Origin of the sequence: Cyclobacterium xiamenense (assembly GCF_042140265.1) — a bacterium.
GTDB lineage: Bacteria > Bacteroidota > Bacteroidia > Cytophagales > Cyclobacteriaceae > Cyclobacterium > Cyclobacterium xiamenense_A.
Genome location: NZ_CP159481.1, coordinates 1,081,193 through 1,104,920 on the forward strand (window position 1 = coordinate 1,081,193; position 23,728 = coordinate 1,104,920).

Sequence of the window (23,728 nt, forward strand, 5' to 3'; positions counted from 1 at the left end):
CGCAGGAATGAAACCCCGGGCCAATAAGCTTCGTCAAGCTTGTAAGGAATAGAATCAGCAGGTGCCTATTCCTCTGAAAATTGTATGTATCTTTGCATGCGGTATATAAATGAAAGCTCGCTCAACATGAACCCGAATGGAATGGACCAAATGGAGAAAAAGAGGCAGTGTGTCGGATTCGCGAAAAGTTGGATGCAGGCGGTACTTCTTTGCTTATCTCTATTTTCTTGTAGGGAAGACGTGGACAAAAGCCAGTTGGAGAATTACCAGGGGCCCTACCGGATCAGCCACGAGGTAGAGCTGTTGCACAGCGACTCTGCACTCGTGCGAACCAAACTTATGGCTGCAAAGCAGCTCGAATATTTGAATCGGGACACTGAGTTTCCGGAAGGTATCGTGATTCATTTTTTTGACAAGGACGGAACCTTGAGTACAAAGATTCGGGCAGACCGTGGATTTTACGATCGAAAAAATAATTTGTATCGGGGGGAGGGAGACGTACAGGTAGAAAACCTGAAAAAGGAACAGAAATTATCTTCCGAAGAATTGTTCTGGGATCCGGGGAAGAAGAAAATTTATACGGAAAAGTTTGTTACGGTGGAAGAGCCGGAACGAACAATCAAGGGAACGGGGATGGAAGCAGACGAAGGGTTTAACCAGTACACATTTAAAAAAGTAACCGGCGAAATAGACAATGCACTTTAAGTTATAAACATGAAACTGACGAGTACCATTTTATTATCGCTGGCAGCTGCCATGGTGGTGATCGGTGCCCACCTCACCATGAAGGCAGGTATCGTGGCATCCTATCCATTTTTTATGTTTGCGGTACTGTTACTGTTTTGGCACATGTACCGAAGAAATCGAAACGAACAGGAAGACCAAAACCAGCAAAAAGGAAACAAACCAAAAAAACGGAAACCCAATGGATGAGCACTATTTCCTACTGGTCCTGGTAAGCTTGTTTTTTTCCGCTCTTTTCTCAGGAATGGAGATCGCGTTTGTGTCGGCAAATCGTCTTCACATCGAGTTGCAGAGCAAACAGGGAAAGATTTCCGGTCGGATTCTGGCCAATTTCATACAAAATCCGGGACAGTTCATCGGAACCACCTTGATGGGGAACACCATCAGTCTTGTTTTGTACGGAATTTTTATGGCGTATTTGCTGGGGCCACCTTTGGGCTATCTTTTGCCCGAGGCGATCAATACTCAGGCGGGAGTCATGGTGGTTCAGACCGTTATTTCCACCATCGTGGTGCTAATTACTGCTGAATTCATTCCCAAGAGTATTTTTATTCTGAACCCCAACAGCATGTTGACGGTTTTCTCTTTTCCATTTGTCTTGATTTATTACCTGTTGTATCCGGTGGTATGGGTGGTCGTAGGCTTGTCCAAATTGACGATCACCAAGGTACTCAAACTGGACTACAACGAAGACCGGCCCGCATTCACCATCACCGATTTAAATAGTTTCATCCAAAACTACCTGGATACAAAAGGTGAGGATGTGGACATAGACGCCAAGATTTTTGATAACGCGGTAGATTTTAAAAAAGTGAAGGTCAGGGAGTGTATGGTGCCGCGGACGGATATTGTAGCTGTGGAGGTGGAAGACCCCATGAATGATCTGAAAAAGGTTTTTGTGGAAAGCGGCCACTCAAAAATCATCATTTACAAGGAGACGATTGACGATGTGATCGGGTACTGTCACCACCTGGAACTATTCAAAAAACCAAAGTGTATCGAGGATATCCTGACCCCCATCATCATTGTACCGGAGTCGGCACTGGCCAATGAGTTGCTCGTGCAGTTTATAAAAGAGCGAAAAAGCCTTGCCCTGGTAGTGGATGAATTCGGGGGGACCAGCGGAATTGTCAGCATGGAGGACATCATCGAAGAGATTTTTGGAGAAATTGAAGACGAGTACGACAGTGATGATCTGATCGAACAAAAAGTTTCCGATCAGGAGTACCTGCTAAGTGCCAGGCACGAAATTGACTACATCAATGAGAAATACGAATGGAACCTTCCCGAGGGAGAATTTGAGACGCTTGCCGGGTTTATTCTATCCTTGACAGAAAGCATTCCCCAAAAGGGAGAGTCGGTAACGTACGGCCCATTTACATTTACGGTTGTTTCCAAGCAGGACCACCGGATTGATACGATAAAAATTAAACTAGAGGAATAACCCGTGTCGCAGAAATACTTGATTTATAGATGAGGTAATATTTTGAAATTACCTTCAGATGTAATTATTTTGCGACACTGCAAAAAACAGGAGAATGGCATTAATAAAACAAATTAGACAAAGGACGGGACTTGCGATCGGTGTGATTGCGGTGGGACTTATTTTCTTTTTAGTAGGAGGGGACATTTTGGGCCCAAATTCCATGATTTTAGGCTCCAGTCGGACTACAGTCGGAGAAATAGCGGGAGAAGACATTTCCTATGACGAATACGTTCAGAAAATCGAACAGACCAAAATGAGTTTTCAGCAAAATACGGGAAGAAACCCCAATGAAAACGAATTGTCAAGTATTCGGGAGCAAGCCTGGCAAGCGCTGATTGTGGAAAAAATATTTTCCCAGCAATACGAGGAACTGGGTATGGTCGTTTCTGACGAGGAACTCGTAGACATGGTACAGGGAAAGAATATTATTGGTGAATTGAGAAGGCAGCTCACCAACCCTCAAACCGGTGAATTTGATCGGGAACAATTGGTGACCTTTCTGCAGTCGCTTCAAACTGCCGACCCACAGCAGCAAATGTTTTGGGCGCAGCAGGAAAAGTTATTTGCCGATTCCCGTTTACGAATCAAATACGATAATCTCCTGGCCACTTCTGAGTACGCGACCTCGGCGGAAGGTAAGCTCCAGCACAAAATGGCAAATACCATTGCCGATGTCCGACACATACAGATTCCCTATTATTCGGTATCTGATTCTCTGGTTCCGGTGACCGATTCGGAAGTGAGGTCTTACATCAGCAAACATCAGGAAAAATTTAAGGTTACGGAAAGTCGGGGGCTGAGCTACGTCCGTTTTCCCCTTTATCCCAGCGCGGAGGATTCGGCAGCTACGCTGGAGCAAATGAATGGCCTGGTAGCTGAATTGAAAGAAACTTCCAATGATTCTGCTTTTGTTGTAAGAAACTCGGAAGCTCAAAACCCTTTCCTTACCATCAATCCCGGAGATCCGCTTCCGGTGAATTTTAGCAACAATGTGGATGAGCCCGAAGTCGACGTGGTCTACGGTCCGTTTTTGACCAATAATTCCAGTTATGTTGCCTATAAAATTACCGATCGCTACGAGGGTGCACCGCGAATGAGAGCGAGTCATATTTTGCTAAATGCAGAAGGATTGGAAGGGGAGGCAAAAGAACAGGTTCGCGAGAGGGCGCAGGAAGTATTGGAGGAAGTCAACGAAACCGGGAACTTTGAGGTCGCAGCAGCGCAGTATGGGGAGGACGCTACCTCCCAGCGTGGAGGCGACTTGGGATGGTTTTTCCGGGATGATTTTGTCACTGAATTTGCCGATGCAGTATTCGGTGCACGGAGCCTGGGAGTAATCAACCGAATCGTCGAGACCGAATACGGATTTCACATCATCAAAGTAACCGAGCTTCCAAAGACAGAAACGCAGAAACTAGCCATTTTGGAATTGGAGCTGATAGCAAGTGACATTACCAGAAATGACATATTCCGAAACGCCGATTACTTCGCGGCTAATTCGACCAATGAGTCTACCTTTGATGCGAATGCTGAAAAAGAGGGGTATCAAGTGTTGACGGCCATCAACGTGGGCCCCACTGCGCGATCCTTAAACAATATGACCGGCGCCAGAGAGATTGTTCGCTGGGCGTTTAACGACGCCTCCCTTGGATCAGTTTCGGATGTTTTTGAATTGGATGACGCCTATGTGGTGGCTTTGCTGTCTAGTGAAACCGAAGAGGGAGACGGTACGATTGCCAACCCCGAAATTCGGGCCCAGGCTACCACCCAATTGAAAAACGAGAAAAAAGCAGCTTATATAAAGGAAAAAATTGCCGGGTTGGAAACATTGGATGCGATCAAAGAGGTTTTTCCGGATGCGTCCATTGGCTCTACGCCTGATTTGCGTATGAACGCCAGCGTGTTGCCGGGAGTAGGGTTTGCGCCCAAGGCAGTTGGCGCCATTTTTGGGCTACGGGAATCCGGAGAAATGACCGATCCCATCCAAGAGGACATTGGCGTTATCGTTGCCCAATTGAACGATCTCATTCCCGCTCCCGAGATCGCCGATTATACCCGCTACCAAAACGAGATTACAACCAATGCATCCCAACGGACTGGCTACATGATCATGATGGCGATGGAGGAATTGGCAGACGTGAAGGATTATCGTTACAAATTCTTTTAAACCCAGAAAAACGTCAAAATTTTATCCCATCCTTTTCGAAGGATGGGATTTTTTGGTTTTTAGGGATTTAATTTGTAGTAAAAATCGTTGAAAACGTATATGAGCAGTAAATTCGACACCGACTCGTTCAAGGAGAAATTGGAAAATCAAACCAGTTTTCCTGCATTGTACATGTTTAAGTTTATTGTACCCACCGGTAAAGAAGCGGAGGTGGCTGCGTTATTGCCCGGTCACGAAATGAAATTACGGGTTTCGTCCAAGGGTAAATACACCAGTGCCACCATCAAGGCCATGATGCCAAGCAGCCAATCCATCATCGACGTATACGAGGAAGCTGCGAAAATCGAAGGAGTAGTATCATTATAATCAACCAAGATATGTGGAAAGAAGAAGATAATAAGTTGACACAGACGTTTGAGTTCAAAGATTTTCAGGAAGCGTTTGCGTTCATGACGCGGGTGGCATTTCTGGCGGAAGCGCATGGCCACCATCCAAACTGGAGCAATGTGTACAACAAGGTTCAGATTGAATTGACCACGCACGATCAGGGAAATACAGTTACCGAGAAAGATAGGAAATTGGCAGAGGCCATAGCTGCGATAAACTAATGTCGGAAAACGCTTCCCTGAGCCTTTTTTTGGTACCCACCCCGATCGGCAATCTCAAGGACATCACAGTAAGAGCCTTGGAAACGTTGCAGGAGGTAGATGTGATTTTGGCGGAAGACACGCGGACTTCTGGTAAGTTGCTAAAACACTATTCCATCCGGCGACCCCTGGAAAGCTACCATATTCATAACGAACACCAAAGCATTTCCCGGATACTAACGAGAATGGGGGAGGGCTTGGTGTTTGCACTGATCACCGACGCGGGTACTCCCGGTATATCTGATCCCGGGTTCTTGCTGGTACGGGAGACGATTGCAGCTGGGTTTGAGGTTTGCAGCCTTCCTGGCGCAACAGCCATCGTACCAGCCCTTGTCAATTCCGGATTGCCCAACGACCGTTTTGTGTTCGAAGGGTTTTTGCCGCATAAAAAAGGCAGAAAAACCCGGCTCGAATCCCTGCAGGACGAAACCCGGACCATGGTTTTCTACGAATCCCCGCATCGGCTGCTAAAGACCTTGCAGCAGTTTTCGGAGACCTTCGGACCGGAGCGCAGGGCCTGTGTCAGTCGGGAAATGACCAAGATCCACGAGGAAAACATACGAGGAAGCCTGGGGGAAATTTTGGATTACTACAAGGAACACACACTTAAAGGAGAAATCGTCATCACGGTTTCGGGAAGATAATGGATAAACTAGAACTGGAAACGCTGACAGAACAGGTGGCAATGCTGGCCCGAACGGCCGGCTCATTTATTCGGGAAGAAGGAAAAAATTTTAGCCTTGAAAAGGTTGAGCAAAAGGGTTTTAACGATCTTGTTTCCTACGTGGACAAAGGGGCCGAAAAGATTATAGTCAACGGCTTGGCCGAATTGCTACCACAGGCGGGCTTCATTACGGAAGAGGGAACCCGGTCCGATGACAGTCAGGAATTGACCTGGATAGTCGATCCCCTGGACGGAACGACCAATTTCGTTCATGGGATTCCCATGTACGCGGTCTCCATCGCACTGGCCCGGGGGACGGAAATACTCTCCGGAGTCGTTTACGAAATAAATCTGGACGAGTGTTTTGCAGCCAGCGTTGGAGCAGCGGCCACCTGCAATGGAAAACCCATTCGGGTGAGCAGTCCGGATAAGTTGGCGGATAGTTTGGTTGCGACTGGTTTCCCTTACGACGATGGGGGAAAGTCGGATCGGTACCTGAATTTGCTGGCCCATTTTCTAAAAAACACCCACGGCCTGAGACGGCTTGGCTCAGCAGCGGTGGACTTGTGCTACGTAGCCTGTGGAAGAGTAGAGGGATATTTGGAGTACAATCTCCAGTCGTACGATGTGGCCGCAGGTACGCTGATCGTCAAGCAAGCCGGAGGTCGGGTGACCGACTTTGGGGGCGGTGAGAATTACCTGTTTGGAGCAGAGATTTTGGCGAGCAACGGTAAGGTTCACCAGGGCTTGCTGGAGGCAATTACCGACCATTTTGAATTATAGTAAGAAATAATTGACTGTTCGAATTTGGGACTAACAGCAAAAAACATAATTCAAAAAAAATATTTAAGTGTTTGAAAAATAAATTTGTATTTTCGCTATAAATGATTAGCTTTCAAACATTTAATTGAGAACACCAAGTAGCTACTCGAATCACCCAAACTTTGTACCTACCGCAGTTTTCAAACAAACGGTCTTTTATTGGAGTTGATATGCATAATAATATAAATAAAATGAATATAGGAATCATTGGAGGTACCGACCTGGCTACCAACCTGGGCAACAAGTTTATCGCAAGAGGAATGGATGTGGTATTTGGAGTTCGGGAGGGGTTTAGTACCCGAAAGGTGGAGTGGAAAATTCTTAGGATGCAAAACCATTACGTATTGAATTACGCGGACGCGATTTCTGCATCGGATGTTGTGTTGATTTGTTGCGATAATGAATTTTTACCGGTCGTTTGCAACTACCTGAAAGAGTACGGCTCCGCCGAAAAATTATATATCGATTGCACCAACGGGCGCCACGATGAAAGTTTAGACTGCAATACCACGTTTATTCGGAAGGAAACCGGTCACGAGCGTTTGTTCAAAGCATTCAATAATTTGGGATTGGATTACCCCAAATCTGACCCTCTTGAGCTTATCAAGGAAACGTACTTTTGTGGGGATAGTAGGGAAGATCGAATTTTACTGAAAAAACTGATTGAACTTATCGGTTTCAAAGCCATTGATGCCGGGCTTATTAAGAACGCTTGTCTGCTGGAAGCCGTGTACCACCTGTCCAAGGAAATTTCACATGCAAAATCGGGTGATTGCCACTTCCGTCTAATGTCAGTGTAGCCCCGCTACCTCTTTCCTCCCTTATTTTTTGACCGGAAACGAGTTATTTCTGCTAGCATGCAGTATCGGTATTGTTTTTGCGTGCTTTATTATACGTCCTTCGTAAAATCTCGTTAAGAGATATTGGATAGCTTCGTACAATTTTTAGACCTATACTACCATGAAAAAAATAATCTTCGCAATCTTTGCAGTCGTTGCCATCGTACTCCTGGCCTTGACAGCGGTTCCCTTTTTCTTTAAAGACAAAATTTTTGATTTGTTGGATCAGGAATTGGCCAGGTCCGTCAATGCACAGGTATACTACGACCGCGATGAAATTGGCCTGACTGTGTTTCAAAACTTCCCCTACCTGACAGCCAGCATGGGAAATTTTGGTGTAAAAGGCAACCCGCCTTTTCAGAGCGATACCCTGATCCACGTGGGATCCCTGCAAGTAGACGTGGATGTTTGGTCCGTGCTATTCGATGAGAATCCCCGCTTAAAGGGTGTCCATTTGGAAGAGGGACAGCTTATGGTCAAGGTCCTGGAAGACGGGCAGGCAAACTATCTGATTGCCAAGGAGGAGGAAGCGGCGGCGCAGCCCAGCCCCGAGGCCCCATCGTTTCAAATGGGAATAGACCTGATTGACATACGAAATATGGACCTGATATACGAAGATCGTTCCCTCGACTTCCTGATGGCTTTATCCGATATCCAACTTCAGGGGAGCGGTGATTTAACGCTGGACGTGTACGATTTAGGGCTGAACGGCACAATGAATGTAGTAAACGTGTCCTACGATGGACTGGAGTACCTTTCAGATAAATTTCTGACAATCGATTCGAAAATCAATGTTGATCTGGAAAACATGCGTTTTTCTGCGCAAAACGCCCTATTGAAACTAAATGAGTTTGGATTTCGTGTCGATGGATTTCTGGCCATGCCTGAGGAAGCGATTGACATGGACCTTGTCTTTTCTGGTGCAAATAACGATTTTGAGAGTGTTCTGTCCCTGGTGCCTGGAATCTATTCCGATTCCTTTTCGGATTTGACTTCTTCCGGATCCATGGATTTCGCAGGAGCGGTACGGGGGGCCTACAGCGAAACCAGCTTTCCTGCATTTAATTTTGAACTGACGGTTAGCGACGGGATGTTTCAATATCCGGACCTTCCCCGGCCGGTTCAACACGTGAACCTGGATGTAAAGGTAGCCAATACTACCGGCGACCTGGACCGAACTTCCGTGGACCTTTCCCGGTTTTCCCTGGAGTTTGGCAATCAGCCAGTCATGGGCCATTTTCGGTTGAAAGATCTGATTCGGTACGAAATGGACGCAGGGCTCAAGGGGAATCTTGATCTCGCGGAATTGACCTCCATCTTTCCGATGGAAGGGCTTGACCTTCGGGGAAAACTCTTTCTGGATTTGAAAGCTGCCGGAAGGTACGATAGCATCTCGGGAGAAATCCCGAAGATGGATGCCGAATTCACCTTCGCGGATGGGTACGTTAAAAGTGCCGATTATCCGGCCCCTATCGAGGGAATCCATTTTCAGGCAACTGCGGAAAATGCCTCCGGTAGGATGCAAGATTTGCTGGTACATGTTTCCACATTTGGCTTCGAGTTGGAGGGCGAACGCGTTACTGGCAACTTACTACTGGAAGATCTTGAAGACATCAGGTACGATTTTTCGCTGCATGGGGCAGCCGATCTGGCGAAACTCGCAGCTGTTTTTTCTCTGGAAAAAACCTTGCTGGAAGGGAAGATCCGCGCAGCAATCGATGCAAAAGGTAGCTATGCGGCGATAGAAGCCAAGCGCTTTGCTGCGCTCGAAACGACGGGAGAGCTGGAGTTGCAGAATTTTTATTATGCAGACGAAACCTATCCTCAGGGTATACGCATTCACGAAGCGTTCGGAGATTTCAAGCCGGAAACCATCCGTCTGAGCAAGTTTGATGCACGGTTCGGAGAAAGTCCCCTGGAGGCAACCGGTGCACTTTCCAACTACATGGGCTACCTGTTTGGGGGGGAAGGGCAGGCCCTTACCGGTGACCTGAATCTATATTCCAGCAATTTCAACGTAAACGAGTGGATGATCCCTTCGGAAAGCACCGAAGAGGATAGCAGCAGCCTGCAGGTGCTGCCGTTACCAAAGAATATCGACTTTACCATGCGCGTCGAGGCAGATCAGATTCGGTACGACAACCTTTCCCTGACCGACGCGAGCGGAGCACTGCGCCTCACAGACGGCATCTTGCGCCTGGATGGGTTTACCACCCGTGCTCTGGGCGGTTCTCTTGCGTTTGACGGCACCTATGACCCAAGGGATTTGATTCATCCCTTTTTTTCCATGCAACTGGATATTGGCGGTATGGGTATTCGCGAAGCGTTTCAGTCATTTTCTACCGTTAAAGCCTTTGCTCCGATTGCTCAGCACCTGATCGGAACATTTGCAACCAAATTCTCTTTTTCCGGACTTCTGGGACAGGACATGTTGCCTGTTTTGTCCAGCCTCGACGGAGAAGGTCGGGTCGCTGTCAGCGAAACCGCAGTCAACGAGAGTCCACTCATAAACGGAATTGCAAACCTGACCCCGCTGAAAGATGCCACAACGCTTCGATTAAAGCCCTTGAGTATTCAGGTTGAAATCAATGATGGCATGCTAAACGTCGCACCCTTCGAGCTGCAGTTGTGGGACTACCCAACGAAAATTCAGGGCAGCACCGGGTTCGATGGACGGATCAATTACCTGGTGACGGTCGCGGTGCCGGCCGATACATTCGGGCCACAGATAACGGGCCTGGTCGGTGGGCTGGTTGGTACCGACCTTTCCGGAACTACTGTTCCCCTGGCAATAACACTAGGGGGGACCTATGCTAGCCCGGAAGTCTCCCTCGCTTCCTCGGAAGGGCTGGAGAGCTACGTTTCCAATGCTTTGAAAAAACAACTTTCGGGAGGCAAGGAAGCGGCGGAGGAAAGCATCACCGCCGAGTTTAAGGCGAAAGAGGACAGTCTGCGGCAGGAAGTAAAGGAAAAGGCAGCGGTAGCCCGCGATAGTGTGGAAAGGGAGGCTGCCAGATTGGTCGAAGAAACCAAAGAAAAAGCGGCAGACGAGGTCAAAAACCTGTTAAGAGGATTTACAAATCGTAAAAAACCTTCCTCCGGAGAACAACCAAACCCCCAGTAGATTTATCGGAAATATTCCAACAGGTAGTACCAGCCGGTCAGGGTTAGGAAAGAAAGGGGAATACCCATGCCGACCAACAGGGATGCTAGTTTTGGCCGCAAATTGTAATTGGTTGCAATAATGGAGGAGGTGATCATGGGAGCCATGGCTGCTTCCATAACGCTTACTTTAAAAATCAGGTTTTGCTCGCCCTCGGATTGCAACAGCCAGTAGTACACCAGAAATATGATGGTCGGTATAAGGAGTAGTTTATGAATCAGTCCGTACCAGAGGAAGTTATCCTTAATATCCCGAAGTTTTATTTTGATTTGCAAGCCTACCGCAATCAATGCAATGGGGGTGAGGGTAGCTGCAAAGCTCTCCAGGATTTCTTGCGCCAGGCCCCTTATTTCTATCCGAAAAATATTCAAAAACAACGCAAGCAAAAAGAAGAGAAACGGAGGAAAGACCAGCATTCGTTTGGAAATATCTCGTTTCCGCATTTTTTCGGCACCATAGAGGGAGGCGACAATGATCGCCAGGCTGCTGACCACCAGAAATGAACCCGGCTGGTCCACCAGCACGGCGATTTTCAGGCCTTCGGCGCCATAGATTGCTTCGATAATCGGGTAACCTACAAATCCGGTATTGGAGAGTCCGCCACAGATGATCAGGCAACCAATGGTGTTTCGTTTCCACCCAAGTATTTTTCCCAGGTATCCAAATAGCATCCAGCTGAGAGAAAAAATGATCCAGGCCACGGAAATTGGCAGCAACAAGGAAGGGCTAAGCTCCAATCTGGAAATATACAATAAAGAAACAGCCGGCAATACCACGTAGATGAGGTAGGCGTTCAGCGCTTTTGGCGCTTCGGTCGGAAATTCCTTAATTCTCTGGAGCAGGAGACCGATCAGAATGGAACTAAGGACAAGCAGAATGTTTGACATGAGATTGACGAGAGGGCAAACTTAAAGAATTTATTAGAGAAGGCCGGAAAAACGCGATCGATTAGCTGTAGCCAAAGTGCATTCGTTTTTGGGAGAAGTAGTCTTTCAACTGCGGATACAGTTCGCTTTCGGCCATGGGAATACCCGACAAGGTTTGGTTGATATTCCCTAATTCGGCTTCCGGGTCCACCTCCAAAGACTCTACCAAAAGAATCAATTCCTGAAGCGATAAAGGCCTGTTAGCAACTTCCGGTTTGGCTTGGTACTCGTTTCCATAAAAATCAACGATTTCGAAAAAAAGCTCACCGTCCAATGCCGTGGCGAAAATACATATTTCTTCGCCCCATTGGCTTTCTGGATAGGTTAGCTTTGCGAGCAGGGCACTCGCACCTGTTCCGTTGAAATAGGTTGCCGGTCTGTAATCGAAATCCATCTCACACAAATATACGCGATAATCCTTCCAAATAGAAATCATCGTTCCTGGTTCGCTTCTTTGTTAGACAAGACTAAATAATAATTAAGACCTATCTTTCAGTCCGATTGGCGGCTTGTCAGATAATGCGTACGTTTGTAGGTCTATGAGAAGTAAATGTTGAGCTCTTTCCGAAATATAGTACCGAAACTTACCTTTGGTTCGTTGGTAATGTGCCTCCTGATGCAGATTCATCACCTGATTTTTTACCAGGAAGAGGTACGGGATTCGGGAGAACCTATCTTTCCCGCACACCCCCTTCTTTTGGAAGAGGGAGAGGCGAATGGAGAGCATTCCGAGAATGCACTCCTGCCGATGAACAGCCAGTATTTCTTACCCGACAGACTCGGTTGGGTACAGGGGTCGGTAAAGGTATCCGAAGTCGCCCGGGCACCCGCGCCGCGACAGTGGCCTGCTGTTCAATTCCGGGAAACCCTGCCCTTGAGAGGCCCCACAAACTACTTTTTAAAACCACCTTCTGCTCCAAATGCTCGCGGAAGCGGGGGATTTTCCTTCGATGATTTTCCGGTCCGAACCTGGGAAATACCCGCATTCGTTGAGGCCTTTTTCATTCAATCCAATCGCCATGAACCACTTATTTAGGCTGGGAATCTTTCTTTTGGCCTCCATTCCGGCTGCCTGGGCGCAAAACCATTCGCTTTCGGGAACCCTGAGAGACGGGGGTTCGGCTGAGCCGCTGATCGGTGTCACGGTATTCGTGCCAGAGCTCGGAAGAGGTGCCATTTCCGATGCAAAGGGTATGTACCGGATTGATGGGTTGCCCTCCCGTAACCTTACCATCCAGTTTTCTTACGTGGGGTATGCCACTGCCTTAAAAAAAATCAATGCCGCCGATCAATCCAGGTTGGATGTTGATCTCGAAGCGGCTACAGCTTCTGTCGAGGAAGTGGTGGTTTCCGCCGCTTATATCATGAGTAGGGAGAGTTCCCCGATTTCCATAGAAAAAATAAACAAGCAGTCCCTTTTGCGAAATCCCTACCCAAGTCTCATGACAGCCCTGGCAAAAACCCCGGGTGTCAGCGAGGTTTCCCTGGGGCCAGGTATCAGTAAACCCGTAATCCGAGGATTATCGTTTAGCAGGGTGTTGTCTGTTTACCAGGGTGCGCGGTTTGAAAATCAACAGTGGGGGGCGGACCACGGGCTCGGTCTCACGGAAACCGGTCTTTCGGGTATAGAAATTATTAAGGGTCCGGCATCCATCATATATGGATCGGGAGCCATGGCCGGCGTGGTTCACCTGATTGAAGCCCCGGATGCCCCTGCAGGGGAAGTAACCGGTGACGTGCAGGTCCGGGCGTACAGCAATTCTTTGGGACGGCGTGTGGAATCCGGGGTCAAAGGAGCTTCGGAAAAAGGGTTTTTCTGGTCCCTGAGGGGCGCCTCCGAGTCCCATGCAGATTACCGGGACGGATCGGGTACCAGCATCGGTAATACCCGCTTCCAAACGCAAGGGTTCAAAGCAGGAGTAGGCCTCAGAAAAAACTGGGGGGACACCAGAATCCGGTATACGTATCTGCAACAAAAGCTTGGCATTTTGGATGAGAACAACCAGCAATCTTTGGTAACCACTCGAAATGATCGAGAACTTCAGTTGCCGTTTCAAGACGTTACCGACCATTTCTTAAACTCCGAGACCAGTGTATTCCTGGGCGAGGACAAGCTGAAAGCTACGTTTGGCTACCATTGGAATTTTCGAGAAGAGACAGAAGATGATTTTGCGCGGGTAGATTTGGGTTTGCGGCAGCGCAATTTCATGTACGACATCAAGTACTACAAATCCCTGAGTCCACGGATCGAGGCGATTGTTGGAATTCAAGGGTTTTTGCTGCATACGGTAAATTACGAAGACGCCGCGGAGATATTGATTCCAGATGCTGTGAAGGATGACCGTTCGCTGTACGCATTGCTGAATTATTCCGACCCTCACTGGGTTTTTCAGGGAGGACTGCGGTACGATTACCGAAAGGTGACGGCCGATGCCAGTGCCCCAAATTTTCTGGCATATGGTTTTGAGCTTCCCGGCTCGCCTGACAACCGGAAGCTTAGCAGATCGTTTGATGGAATTACCGGCAGTGCGGGGGCGACTTTTCGACCCTCGGAGTATTGGCGTTTCCGATGGAACCTGGCCTCTGGTTTCCGGGCACCCGATCTGGCCGAACTGTATTCCAACGGGCCGCATCCCGGTACGGCAAGGTTTGAACAGGGAAGTGCTGATTTCGTGCGCGAGCAAAACATCCAATCGGATGTTGGGGTACGGTACCAGGCAACCCATTTTTCCATTTCCACCGAGGTCTTTTACAACCGGGTGAACAACTACATCTATTTTGCTCCTTCCGACGAGCGGAGAGGAGACCTTACCGTCTGGAGATTTGCACAGGACAACGCGGGACTCTACGGAGGAGAGGTAATGCTGGACATCCATCCTGCGGCCCTGCCGGGACTTTCTGCGACAACTTCGTACAGTAGGGTGATCGGGAAGCGCAGGTCTGATCAAACCTATCTGCCCTATATTCCCGCTTTTCGATGGAATCAGGACCTTGGCTTCACCTTCCGTAACACAGGAGGATTCAGGCAACCCTACCTAAATGCCACGGGGAGTTTGGTACTGGAGCAAAGCAGGCCGGCTCCACTGGAGGAATCCACTCCCGGCTATTTTATTTTGGGACTTCATGCCGGAAGTAGCTTTGATCTTTGGCAACAACAATTGGATGTTTCATTGGCCGCAAACAATATCCTTGATACCTACTTTCTTGATCACATGTCGCTGTACCGCCCGTTTGGTGTGGCCCAAACGGGCAGAAACATCTCTCTAAACCTGCAATTCAGTTTTTGAGTAGCCAGAATCGCTTTGCGGGGGCAGTGGCTGCAGGTCCAAAACCAGGAATAATATTTCTTATACGATTGCCCAATCAATTTGAATAGACAATTGGATTATACATAGTTTAGGAGTAATTTTGGCTTTCGAATTTGAAATCAATCGGATTGCAACTTCCCGTTCTTTCCAACGGTGGGAAGGGGAAGTGAGGCAAAAATGACAGGCTTACTACATGAAAAGAGATCACTTGATATTTGACCTGATCGGCAAGGAAGAGGACCGGCAAAAAAGAGGAATAGAACTGATCGCTTCGGAAAACTTTACCAGCAAACAGGTCATGGAGGCCGCCGGCAGCGTACTTACGAATAAGTACGCGGAAGGACTGCCAAAAAAGCGGTACTACGGTGGATGTGAAATTGTAGACGACATCGAGCAAATTGCCATCGACCGGGCCAAGGAGCTTTTTGGTGCGTCCTGGGCCAATGTTCAGCCCCATTCCGGGGCGCAGGCCAATGCCGCCGTTTTCCTGGCTTGTCTGAATGCGGGTGACGCCATTCTGGGGTTTGATCTATCACATGGAGGGCATTTGACGCACGGTTCTCCTGTCAACTTTTCCGGCAAGTTGTACGATCCTCATTTTTATGGAGTGGAGGAGGCTACCGGCCTGATTGATTACGATAAGGTAGAAGAAAAAGCACTGTCCGTTAAACCCAAGCTACTTATTTGCGGTGCCTCTGCCTACAGCAGGGATTGGGATTACGAAAGGCTGCGTCATATTGTCGATCAGGTGGATGCCATCCTACTGGCGGATATCTCCCATCCCTCTGGTTTGATTGCACGGGGCTTGCTAAACGATCCACTTGAGTTTTGTCACGTAGTGACGACCACCACGCACAAGACATTGCGCGGTCCCCGGGGCGGATTAATTTTGATGCGCGAAGATTTTGACAATCCCTTTGGCATAAAAAGCCCGAAAGGGGAATTACGCAAAATGTCAGCCCTACTCGACTCGGGGGTATTCCCTGGCACACAGGGAGGGCCATTGGAACACATCATCGCTGCAAAGGCCATCGCTTTTCAGGAAGCACTCTCCGATGAATACATGGACTACGTGGTCCAAGTGAAGAAAAACGCGGCGGTCATGGCCGAAGCATTCCTGTCAAAAGGGTACCAGCTGATATCCGGTGGCACCGACAACCACCTAATGCTGATCGATTTACGAAATAAGGAGTTGACCGGTAAAATTGCCGAAGAGACCTTGGGTAAAGTAGATATTACCATCAATAAAAACATGGTTCCTTTTGATACAAAGTCTCCCTTTGTAACTTCCGGCATGCGTATCGGTACTGCTGCCGTTACGACCCGGGGACTGAAGGAACAAGACATGGTTCGAATCGTGGAGTTGATCGACCGTTCCTTGATTCACCATGGAGAAGAAAGCCAGCTTGAATCGATCAAGAAGGAAGTAAACGAGTGGATGGTTCAATTTCCTTTATACTAAAAAATAAAAACGTACGTGGCACTGGATCAATACAACGAAGAAGAGGAAGAAGAGAACGGCATGTCCTTTCTTGACCATTTGGAGCAGCTGCGATGGCATCTATTGCGTTCGATATCTGCCATTTTGGTTTTTATGGTTCTGGCCTTTCTTTCGAAAAGTTTTGTTTTTGGACAAGTGATTCTGGGTCCGTCCAAGGTTGATTTCATTACCTATCGCGTGCTTTGCCAACTGTCCGACTTTTTTTCGTTGCCCGCCCTTTGTATAGAGAAGCTTCCTTTTATCATTCAAAGCAGGCAGATGACCGGTCAGTTTTCCATGCACATCACCTCTAGTTTGGTAGTTGGGTTGATTGCATCCTTCCCCTATGTGTTTTGGGAAGTATGGCGATTTATCAGTCCGGGCTTGTACGACAAGGAAAAAAATGCTGCCAGAGGCGCGGTGTTTTTTGTGAGCTTGCTTTTTTTCCTGGGAGCTAGTTTTGGCTATTTTATCCTTTCGCCGCTTTCGATTAATTTTCTCTCAAACTATCAATTGGACCCTTCCATCGCCAACGAATTTGACATCACCTCGTACGTATCCACCTTGTCCATGTTGGTACTTGCCTCAGCGGTTATGTTTCAATTGCCCATTGTGATTTATTTTCTAACGCAGGCTGGTCTGGTGTCCTCGCTCATGCTGAAAACCTATCGCAGGCACGCCATCGTGGTTATTCTGGTATTGTCTGCCCTGATCACTCCTCCGGATGTTATAAGCCAGATTCTGATCGCCATGCCGATTTTGGTATTGTACGAGGCAGGGATCATTATTGCCAAGCGCCTGGAGAAAAAGCGAAGAGAAGAAGAACTGGAAAACGGGTTTTAATCCTTTAAAAATGTCTGAAAAAATTGCTATCGGCGGCGATCATGCAGGGTTCGCTTACAAGCAGCAGCTGATCGACCGGCTTGAACAACAGGGCTATGAAGTGAAGGACTTTGGCCCCTATACGGATGCATCGGTGGATTATCCGGATTACGTGCACCCCTTGTGCGAAGCGGTGGAATCGGGGGAGTTTCGGCTGGGAATCATACTTTGTGGAAGTGGAAATGGTGTGGCTATCACGGCAAACAAACATCAATTCATTCGGGCTGCTATTTGCTGGAACGAAGAGCTCGCGGTGCTGGCCCGGCAACACAACGACGCCAACCTGATTTCCATACCCTCCCGGTTTGTCTCGTTCGAACTTACAGAGAAAATGGTGCTGCGATTTCTCACCACCGACTTTGAAGGAGGCAGGCATGCACGGAGGGTGAATAAAATACCCTGCTGAAAAGGTATTGGGCCTGGCTCTTTCGGGGTACAGGTGAAACGATTTGTTTTATTCTTTTTTCGTCAATTGCTGACCGTTCCTGTGGTACCGTTGCTCCAGGGAAGGAATCCCGCTCGCCCAGGCATCGTACGTGCGTTCCGCGTCTATGATGACGTCAGGAGATGTTTTTCTGAGGTCTCTGTAAAATTTCATTTTCCGGTCCATCGGATCCATTTCTTTAAAATACTGTCGCGTGAGCCGAAAATTCAGGTAAGGATTGCCCAATCCGGTTCCGCTATAGCGATGCATGTCTTCACCCAGCACCATGATTTTTTTCTCCGGGCTGTTTTTGTCGGTCGAAATTGGCCGAACCGCGTAGCGATCAACAGTAGATGCATGGGTTTGGTAAACGGTCCCTCCGTATCCAATCAAAGGTACCAAAAAAAGATAGCTGTAAATCAAGCTTTGCTGGGTGCTTTTTTTTCTACTTAGGCCAAACAGGTGGGCAATGAAGTAGACCAGTGGCGGGACCAGCATCACAAATTGGAATGGACTTACCCGATCGAGAAGAAAAAATGAGCCCATATTTACGAGTAGAAACACCATCATCAACTGATTTTGCTTTTGCTGGGTCACATTCATGCGATGTTGCAGGTTGTTATTGACATACCCGATAATTGCGAGGAGTAAGGGTAAGGAAAAAATGATCAGCAGATCCTTGGGCAAAACGTGGTAAACCGGGCTTACCCGAAAACCCAGCAGCAGGTACAGCTTAACAAATTCGTCCAGCCCGTCCTGGAGGAAATAATACACCATGCAACAGCTTACTGGAAGCAGGTAGGCGGTAAGTAACAGGCACAATTGCTGAAAAGAAATGCCAATGATCAGCAATCCGGCAAGAATCAGAAAGGGGAGGAAAGCCAGGTAGGGAAAATGAAAGCAAAAGGCCACACCTCCCCAGAAGCCCATTAGCAGGACCGCTGGCACCGGGTTCGCATTGATCGATGTTTGACTCAGCAAATGACCCATTGCCAGCATCAGGAAGAGGCTGCCCATCAATGCCGGAGAAAGCGTCATAAAATCGAAGGACAGCTGAAAAGTAATGGCCATGATCAATGCAGGGAAATAGTTGGTCTCCTCATAGGCATTGATTTTGATAAAGAGCTCATTGGTAAAATAGATTTGTACGACCAGTAAAAGAAAGGCGAAAATCCGGAATGAAAGCAGAGAATTGCCGGTCAGGAGCTCATTTAGCCAGTAAATAAGCATCGAAAATGGTCCGGTACCATCCAGCGTATCGACGTAGGGGAGGTTTCCCGCTGCCGTTCGTTCGCCCAACATTTGCCAGAGTAATTCCGGTTGGGTAAAAGGAATGTCGATGAACAAATAGGGGACCCTAAAAAACAGGAGCAGGAAAAGGATTCCCGCCATTCGTAAGGGGTCGTTGATTTTGAAAAATTCGAGCAAGGCTTATATTTGTTTAAAACTCAATTTACGAAATTAAAGGTTACCCGTATATTTCACTAAATTTGTTACGAATAAAAACGGCAGCATGGAAACGAAGCGACAACAAAAATATTCGAAATTAATCCAAAAGGAGCTCGGAGAAATTTTTCAGCGCGAGGGGAAGCCCCTGGTTGGTAAAGCCATGGTAACCGTGGTCCGGGTACTGATAAGTCCGGACCTGGGTGTTGCGAAGGTAAACGTAAGTTTTCTGCTGGCCGATAACCAGGCCTTGTTTGAGCGGATTAATGAAAACAAAAGTCAGCTACGGAAATTTCTTGGTAACCGCATTGGCAAATCAGTGCGTGTCATTCCCGAATTGGTCTTTTACCTGGACGAGTCGGCCGCCTATGCACAACACATGGATGAGGTTATTTCCAAATTAGATATTCCAGAGCCTTCGGATGAAGAGGACGAAGAAGAAAACTAACGACTGCACCTTTGAATCTATCCTATTTCATAGCGGCACGGTACTTTAAAAGTAAAGCCAAGAAGAATTTCATTACGGTTCTGTCTCGTATTTCGATGATAGGCGTGGCCGTTGGAACCATGGCTTTGGTGGTGGTATTGTCTGTGTTTAATGGCCTCGAAGACCTGATCAAGGGCCTGTATGCCTCCTTTGATGCCGATTTGAAAGTGATGCCGGTCATGGGCAAGTCTTTTGAGGTAAATGAGGATTTCCTTGCTTCCATAGAGAATAGCGAGGGGGTCGAGATTTTGACGGAAGTGATCGAAGACAATGCCTTGGTTCGGTACGGAGACCATCAGGTCGTAGCCACATTAAAGGGCGTTTCGGGTAATTTTCTACAGCAAAACCGCTTCGAAAAGGGAAGGTTGACGGGGGAGATGAGCCTTGGCGAAGAGGGTCGGCCGGAGGCCATTCTCGGTAGGGGTTTGTCTTATTTTCTTTTGTTAGATCTGGACGATGAATTCGAATTGATGCAGGTTTTTTACCCCAAAGAGCCACGGGCGGGCAGCATCGATCCCTCCAGCATGTACAACCGCGAAGTAATTCGACCTGCCGGGATATTCAGTATCGAGAAACAGTACGACGACGAATACCTGATCGTTCCCTTGGACTTTGCCGCCCGCTTGTTGGAATACGGAGACCGGCGAACGGCGCTGGAGATAAAGGTAGCGGAAGGGTATTCGATTCAGGATGTGAAGGCGGGATTGCGGAACTTATTGGGTGAAGATTTCTCTGTCAAGGACAGCGACGAACAGCATGCTAGCCTATTGATGACGATCCGCCTGGAGAAACTGTTTGTTTTCCTCACCCTTACTTTTATTTTGGCGGTAGCTTCGTTTAATATTTTCTTTTCGCTGAGTATGCTTGCCATAGAAAAAAGAAGGACATTGCGGTTTTGCTTTCCATGGGAGGAACACGGAGATTTATCCGGTCCATTTTTTTGAAAGAAGGTGCAATCATCGCCTTTTCTGGCGCAGCAGCAGGTTTGATGCTAGGTTTTTTCATTTGTTGGATACAGGATAGGTTTGGCTTGGTTTCGTTGGGTGTTACTTCTTCCATTGTAGATGCTTATCCGGTAAAAATGCAGTGGACGGATTTTTTGTATACCAGTCTGAGTGTGATCCTGATTACACTACTTGCCTCCTATCGTCCTGCACTGATTGCATCGAAGGTTTCTACTACCCGTCATTTGTAGCCGATAAAAAGGATGATCTCTTTAATTTTTTTAAATATTTCCTTAATTTGCAAACTGCCAATTTAAAAAAAACAGCAATCGTTTCGTTTTTGTATAAAAACACCAGCAATGAAAGTAGCTTCGGAAAAGCCTTTTAAAATTGTTTATTCGCTTTTTAGCCACGAATTTCTAGGAATTCTTTTTGAGTCTTTTGCCGTGCAGTTGGACGAAAAAGGCAGACTGTCCTTTGCTTACCAAAATATTTCCTATAAAAATGCAAGAGAATTTGAGGGGGGAATCGATGATACCGACCTGGAACTGATCCGATTGATGGACAGCATGCAGCAGGAAGCGATTATCAAAAAGTTTAATGTAAAAAATAACAAACCCAAGGAGTTTTTACGTAAGGTTTTCGAGGAGGGGCAGCAAACGCAAGCCAACAAAGAAATTCAGAAGCTAATCGAAGGGAGGCTGGAAATCACCCGAGCCAAAATTCTGGAAAAAATCAAGCACAAGCGCTTGTTTGAAATGGGAAATGATGGAAACCCGGTTTGGAAGGAAATCGAGATCATGCCCGAAAAAGCGTCCGTCCTCTTTCATTTCCGAAGAAACGAGGAAAACACCCATTATTTCCCAACGATCAAGTACAAAGGCGAGAAATTGGAATGGCAATACAAAGGGAGCTACCTTATTTGTCACCAACCCGCCTGGCTGGTGGTTGACTCCAGGCTTTTTAGTTTCGAAAAGGATGTAGATGGCAAAAAGCTGCTGCCGTTTTTAAATAAAAAGTTCATTGTCATTCCCAAAAAAGTTGAGGAGTCGTACTACCAAAAATTTGTCACCCAGCTGCTGGCCTCCTTCGATGTTTTTGCAAAAGGCTTCGCCATCAAAGTTGAGCGGTCTGATCCGCAACCGGTTTTGTTTTTAGGTGATTTACCTGGCAATCCTGCGGTGGATATGTTTGGAAAAACTACCGGTATCGAGCAAGAAGAAAAAATGGTCTTTGATCTACGTTTCATCTATGGAGACTATACTTTTCGAGCAGACCAGGCCAAACCTACCAATGTGGAACTCGAAAAAAATGGAGACGACTATACCTTTCACAAGGTGGTGCGGGACCTGGACAGAGAAGCCTATTATGGAGATTTCCTGAAGTCCAAAGGATTGCCGGTGCGGAATGGTCGATTTTCTATGTCCAAACGGGAAGCCTATGACTGGATCATTGACCATCGACCGGATTTGGATGAGTTGGGTGTAAAAATTCACCAGACCTCTCAGGAAAAGGGTAAGAAATATTTCATTGGTTCGGCCCGGATCAATGTGAAGATTCATGAAAAAATTGATTGGTTCGATGTAGAAGCCACGGTTACGTTTGGAGAGTACGAAATATCATTCCTGAAATTCAGGAAATTGCTCATGAAAGGAAAAACCGAGATCGAGCTTCCCAACAAAGAGGTGGCGATTATTCCGAAATCCTGGTTCGTGAATTACGGGGAGATTTTTTCCTTTATGGAAGAAAAGGAGACAGAGCAGGGAAACTTCAAATTAAAAAAGCACCACATCGCCCTGGCGCAAGAACTGGAAAAAGGCAACTTGATCAAACTTTCCTTGAGTGAGCGGTTGAAAAAGTTAAAGGATTTCTCTTCCATCGACGATTACGCCCTTTCTCATTTTTTCAAAGGGACGCTCCGTCCCTATCAGAAGGCCGGGTACAACTGGATGCGTTTTCTAAACGAGTACAATTTTGGGGGTTGCCTGGCCGATGACATGGGCCTGGGAAAAACGGTACAAACACTGGCGCTCCTGGCGATGGAAAAGGAACGATCGGAAGGAACGACCTCGCTGCTTGTCATGCCTACCTCCCTGATCTACAATTGGGAGCTGGAGGCCAAAAAATTCACCCCAAAACTCCGAATTCTTATTTATACGGGAACCCAGCGCGTAAAAGATTGCAGCCATTTTGGTCGATACGACCTCGTGTTGACATCCTATGGAATCGCCCGACTGGATATCGATATTCTTAAGGATTTTTATTTCAATTACATCATTTTGGATGAGTCCCAGGCAATCAAAAACCCCGATAGCATTATATCCAAAGCGGTGACCCGACTAAGGAGTAACCATAAATTGATCTTAACGGGTACTCCGGTTGAAAACGGGACCATGGACCTGTGGTCGCAAATGAACTTCATCAACCGCGGCCTGCTGGGTGGACAATCGGCTTTCAAAAAGCAGTTTCTACTGCCCATCGAAAAAAAGAACGACACGGACAAAATCGGAAAACTCAATGCGATGATCAAGCCTTTTATCCTGAGAAGGCTTAAATCTCAAGTGGCCACCGATCTTCCGGAGAAAGTGGTGAACGTGCAATACTCTACGATGACCGAGGCACAGGAAAATGCCTACGAGGAAGTCAAGGCTTATTACCGGGACAAAATCATTGACGAATTGGCTATTCCCGGTGTTTCCCGGAAGTCGCTGACCCTCCTAAGGGGCCTGACCCAGCTCCGCCAGATGGCAAACCATCCCAAAATGGCCGATGATGGGTACACCGGTGACTCGGGAAAATTGGAAGACGTGACCCATATGATAAAGTCAACCGTAAGTGAAGGGCATAAAGTGTTGATTTTTAGTCAATTTGTCCGCCATCTGACGATTGTCAAAGAGTTTCTTTGCCAGCAAAAAATCCCCTTTGCCTATTTGGATGGCACGACCAAAGACCGGCAAGCCCAGGTAGCCCGTTTTCAGGAGGACCCAACCGTACAGGTTTTCTTGATCTCACTCAAAGCCGGTGGGGTAGGTCTCAACCTGACCAAAGCGGAATACGTATTTTTGCTGGACCCCTGGTGGAATCCCGCCGTTGAGTCGCAGGCCATTGACAGGGCTCACCGCATCGGTCAGTTGAATAAGGTGATCATCTATAAATTCATTACACGAAATACGGTCGAAGAAAAAATCATGGCCCTTCAGGAAAGAAAAATGGCTCTTGCGGGCGAACTGATCAGTACCGAAGAAAGCTTTATCAAAAGTCTAAGCAAAGAAGATATTTCTGCCCTGCTCGCATGAGCA

The 23,728-nt window shown here is 47.3% G+C and carries 20 protein-coding genes and 1 pseudogene; 18 read left to right on the top strand and 3 right to left on the bottom strand.

Features of this window, described 5'->3' with window-relative positions; genetic code table 11:
* The first annotated feature begins 96 nt into the window (after nt 1-96).
* The 10 genes from lptC to ABWH99_RS04625 all read left to right on the top strand — a co-directional run bounded on the left by lptC (nt 97) and on the right by ABWH99_RS04625 (nt 10,493).
* Nucleotides 97-705, top strand: coding sequence for an LPS export ABC transporter periplasmic protein LptC (lptC, locus tag ABWH99_RS04580; protein ID WP_375585122.1), 609 nt, complete (start codon nt 97-99; stop codon nt 703-705).
* A gap of 9 nt (nt 706-714) precedes the next feature.
* Nucleotides 715-933 carry a hypothetical protein gene (locus ABWH99_RS04585; RefSeq protein WP_375585123.1) on the top strand — a complete coding sequence of 73 codons (219 nt, stop codon included), beginning with the start codon at nt 715-717 and terminating at the stop codon, nt 931-933.
* Nucleotides 926-2,188 (top strand): hemolysin family protein, encoded by a 1,263-nt coding sequence (locus tag ABWH99_RS04590; protein WP_375585124.1) that lies wholly within the window; start codon nt 926-928, stop codon nt 2,186-2,188. The genes ABWH99_RS04585 and ABWH99_RS04590 overlap by 8 nt, the downstream gene beginning before the upstream one ends.
* Before the next feature lie 94 nt (nt 2,189-2,282).
* Nucleotides 2,283-4,397, top strand: a complete 2,115-nt coding sequence (locus tag ABWH99_RS04595) for a SurA N-terminal domain-containing protein (protein WP_375585125.1) — start codon at nt 2,283-2,285, stop codon at nt 4,395-4,397.
* Between the two features lie 99 nt (nt 4,398-4,496).
* Nucleotides 4,497-4,763, top strand: coding sequence for a DUF493 family protein (locus ABWH99_RS04600; protein WP_375585126.1), 267 nt, complete (start codon nt 4,497-4,499; stop codon nt 4,761-4,763).
* An 11-nt stretch (nt 4,764-4,774) separates the two neighbouring features.
* Nucleotides 4,775-5,005 (top strand): 4a-hydroxytetrahydrobiopterin dehydratase, encoded by a 231-nt coding sequence (locus ABWH99_RS04605; protein WP_375585127.1) that lies wholly within the window; start codon nt 4,775-4,777, stop codon nt 5,003-5,005.
* The gene (rsmI, locus tag ABWH99_RS04610; protein WP_375585128.1) at nt 5,005-5,688 is read left to right on the top strand and encodes a 16S rRNA (cytidine(1402)-2'-O)-methyltransferase; all 684 of its coding nucleotides are present in this window, start codon (nt 5,005-5,007) and stop codon (nt 5,686-5,688) included. Before ABWH99_RS04605 ends, rsmI begins: the two co-directional genes overlap by 1 nt.
* The gene (locus ABWH99_RS04615) at nt 5,688-6,491 is read left to right on the top strand and encodes an inositol monophosphatase family protein (RefSeq protein ID WP_375585129.1); all 804 of its coding nucleotides are present in this window, start codon (nt 5,688-5,690) and stop codon (nt 6,489-6,491) included. Before rsmI ends, ABWH99_RS04615 begins: the two co-directional genes overlap by 1 nt.
* Before the next feature lie 230 nt (nt 6,492-6,721).
* Complete coding sequence (locus ABWH99_RS04620) at nt 6,722-7,330, top strand: NADPH-dependent F420 reductase (RefSeq protein WP_375585130.1); 609 nt, start codon at nt 6,722-6,724, stop codon at nt 7,328-7,330.
* A 160-nt stretch (nt 7,331-7,490) separates the two neighbouring features.
* On the top strand, nt 7,491-10,493 hold the full coding sequence (locus ABWH99_RS04625; protein WP_375585131.1) for an AsmA-like C-terminal region-containing protein: 3,003 nt from the start codon (nt 7,491-7,493) through the stop codon (nt 10,491-10,493).
* A 2-nt stretch (nt 10,494-10,495) separates the two neighbouring features.
* Here ABWH99_RS04625 and ABWH99_RS04630 read toward each other — a convergent pair whose 3' ends face one another.
* Together ABWH99_RS04630 and ABWH99_RS04635 are read right to left on the bottom strand one after the other, a co-directional pair.
* Nucleotides 10,496-11,419: an AEC family transporter gene (locus ABWH99_RS04630; protein ID WP_375585132.1), complete on the bottom strand. Its 924-nt coding sequence runs from the start codon at nt 11,417-11,419 to the stop codon at nt 10,496-10,498.
* 61 nt (nt 11,420-11,480) lie between these two features.
* Nucleotides 11,481-11,894: a UDP-glucuronosyltransferase gene (locus tag ABWH99_RS04635; RefSeq protein WP_375585133.1), complete on the bottom strand. Its 414-nt coding sequence runs from the start codon at nt 11,892-11,894 to the stop codon at nt 11,481-11,483.
* Between the two features lie 180 nt (nt 11,895-12,074).
* On the opposite strand from ABWH99_RS04635, the gene ABWH99_RS04640 reads away from it, so the two are divergent.
* From ABWH99_RS04640 to rpiB, 5 genes are all read left to right on the top strand, one after another.
* Nucleotides 12,075-12,494, top strand: coding sequence for a hypothetical protein (locus ABWH99_RS04640; RefSeq protein WP_375585134.1), 420 nt, complete (start codon nt 12,075-12,077; stop codon nt 12,492-12,494).
* Entirely contained in the window at nt 12,478-14,745 is a 2,268-nt protein-coding gene (locus ABWH99_RS04645; protein ID WP_375585135.1) for a TonB-dependent receptor domain-containing protein, read from the top strand. The genes ABWH99_RS04640 and ABWH99_RS04645 overlap by 17 nt, the downstream gene beginning before the upstream one ends.
* Before the next feature lie 214 nt (nt 14,746-14,959).
* Nucleotides 14,960-16,228 carry a serine hydroxymethyltransferase gene (glyA, locus tag ABWH99_RS04650; protein WP_375585136.1) on the top strand — a complete coding sequence of 423 codons (1,269 nt, stop codon included), beginning with the start codon at nt 14,960-14,962 and terminating at the stop codon, nt 16,226-16,228.
* Between the two features lie 15 nt (nt 16,229-16,243).
* Nucleotides 16,244-17,089, top strand: coding sequence for a twin-arginine translocase subunit TatC (gene tatC / locus ABWH99_RS04655; protein ID WP_375585137.1), 846 nt, complete (start codon nt 16,244-16,246; stop codon nt 17,087-17,089).
* A 10-nt stretch (nt 17,090-17,099) separates the two neighbouring features.
* A complete protein-coding gene (rpiB, locus tag ABWH99_RS04660) occupies nt 17,100-17,534 on the top strand; it encodes a ribose 5-phosphate isomerase B (protein WP_375585138.1) in 435 nt (144 codons plus the stop codon).
* A 48-nt stretch (nt 17,535-17,582) separates the two neighbouring features.
* Here the strand turns inward: rpiB and ABWH99_RS04665 are convergent, their stop codons facing one another.
* Nucleotides 17,583-18,980, bottom strand: coding sequence for a hypothetical protein (locus ABWH99_RS04665; protein WP_375585139.1), 1,398 nt, complete (start codon nt 18,978-18,980; stop codon nt 17,583-17,585).
* A gap of 85 nt (nt 18,981-19,065) precedes the next feature.
* Here ABWH99_RS04665 and rbfA point away from each other — a divergent pair, with 85 nt between their 5' ends.
* The 3 genes and pseudogenes from rbfA to ABWH99_RS04680 all read left to right on the top strand — a co-directional run bounded on the left by rbfA (nt 19,066) and on the right by ABWH99_RS04680 (nt 23,725).
* On the top strand, nt 19,066-19,446 hold the full coding sequence (rbfA, locus tag ABWH99_RS04670; RefSeq protein WP_375585140.1) for a 30S ribosome-binding factor RbfA: 381 nt from the start codon (nt 19,066-19,068) through the stop codon (nt 19,444-19,446).
* A gap of 11 nt (nt 19,447-19,457) precedes the next feature.
* Nucleotides 19,458-20,680, top strand: a pseudogene (locus ABWH99_RS04675) (FtsX-like permease family protein).
* Nucleotides 20,681-20,788: 108 nt separating this feature from the next.
* Nucleotides 20,789-23,725, top strand: a complete 2,937-nt coding sequence (locus ABWH99_RS04680; RefSeq protein WP_375585141.1) for an SNF2-related protein — start codon at nt 20,789-20,791, stop codon at nt 23,723-23,725.
* The last annotated feature ends 3 nt before the right edge of the window (nt 23,726-23,728 follow it).

Excerpts from the sequence above, each read along its gene's own strand:
- ABWH99_RS04645 (WP_375585135.1), top strand. The coding sequence starts at position 12,478 with ATGAACCACTTATTTAGGCTGGGAATCTTTCTTTTGGCCTCCATTCCG.
- ABWH99_RS04590 (WP_375585124.1), top strand. The coding sequence starts at position 926 with ATGGATGAGCACTATTTCCTACTGGTCCTGGTAAGCTTGTTTTTTTCC.
- ABWH99_RS04600 (WP_375585126.1), top strand. The coding sequence starts at position 4,497 with ATGAGCAGTAAATTCGACACCGACTCGTTCAAGGAGAAATTGGAAAAT.
- ABWH99_RS04640 (WP_375585134.1), top strand. The coding sequence starts at position 12,075 with ATGCAGATTCATCACCTGATTTTTTACCAGGAAGAGGTACGGGATTCG.
- rpiB (WP_375585138.1), top strand. The coding sequence starts at position 17,100 with ATGTCTGAAAAAATTGCTATCGGCGGCGATCATGCAGGGTTCGCTTAC.
- ABWH99_RS04595 (WP_375585125.1), top strand. The coding sequence starts at position 2,283 with ATGGCATTAATAAAACAAATTAGACAAAGGACGGGACTTGCGATCGGT.
- ABWH99_RS04620 (WP_375585130.1), top strand. The coding sequence starts at position 6,722 with ATGAATATAGGAATCATTGGAGGTACCGACCTGGCTACCAACCTGGGC.
- ABWH99_RS04605 (WP_375585127.1), top strand. The coding sequence starts at position 4,775 with ATGTGGAAAGAAGAAGATAATAAGTTGACACAGACGTTTGAGTTCAAA.
- ABWH99_RS04680 (WP_375585141.1), top strand. The coding sequence starts at position 20,789 with ATGAAAGTAGCTTCGGAAAAGCCTTTTAAAATTGTTTATTCGCTTTTT.
- rbfA (WP_375585140.1), top strand. The coding sequence starts at position 19,066 with ATGGAAACGAAGCGACAACAAAAATATTCGAAATTAATCCAAAAGGAG.
- glyA (WP_375585136.1), top strand. The coding sequence starts at position 14,960 with ATGAAAAGAGATCACTTGATATTTGACCTGATCGGCAAGGAAGAGGAC.
- rsmI (WP_375585128.1), top strand. The coding sequence starts at position 5,005 with ATGTCGGAAAACGCTTCCCTGAGCCTTTTTTTGGTACCCACCCCGATC.
- lptC (WP_375585122.1), top strand. The coding sequence starts at position 97 with ATGCGGTATATAAATGAAAGCTCGCTCAACATGAACCCGAATGGAATG.
- ABWH99_RS04585 (WP_375585123.1), top strand. The coding sequence starts at position 715 with ATGAAACTGACGAGTACCATTTTATTATCGCTGGCAGCTGCCATGGTG.
- ABWH99_RS04635 (WP_375585133.1), bottom strand. The coding sequence starts at position 11,894 with ATGATTTCTATTTGGAAGGATTATCGCGTATATTTGTGTGAGATGGAT.
- ABWH99_RS04615 (WP_375585129.1), top strand. The coding sequence starts at position 5,688 with ATGGATAAACTAGAACTGGAAACGCTGACAGAACAGGTGGCAATGCTG.
- ABWH99_RS04625 (WP_375585131.1), top strand. The coding sequence starts at position 7,491 with ATGAAAAAAATAATCTTCGCAATCTTTGCAGTCGTTGCCATCGTACTC.
- ABWH99_RS04630 (WP_375585132.1), bottom strand. The coding sequence starts at position 11,419 with ATGTCAAACATTCTGCTTGTCCTTAGTTCCATTCTGATCGGTCTCCTG.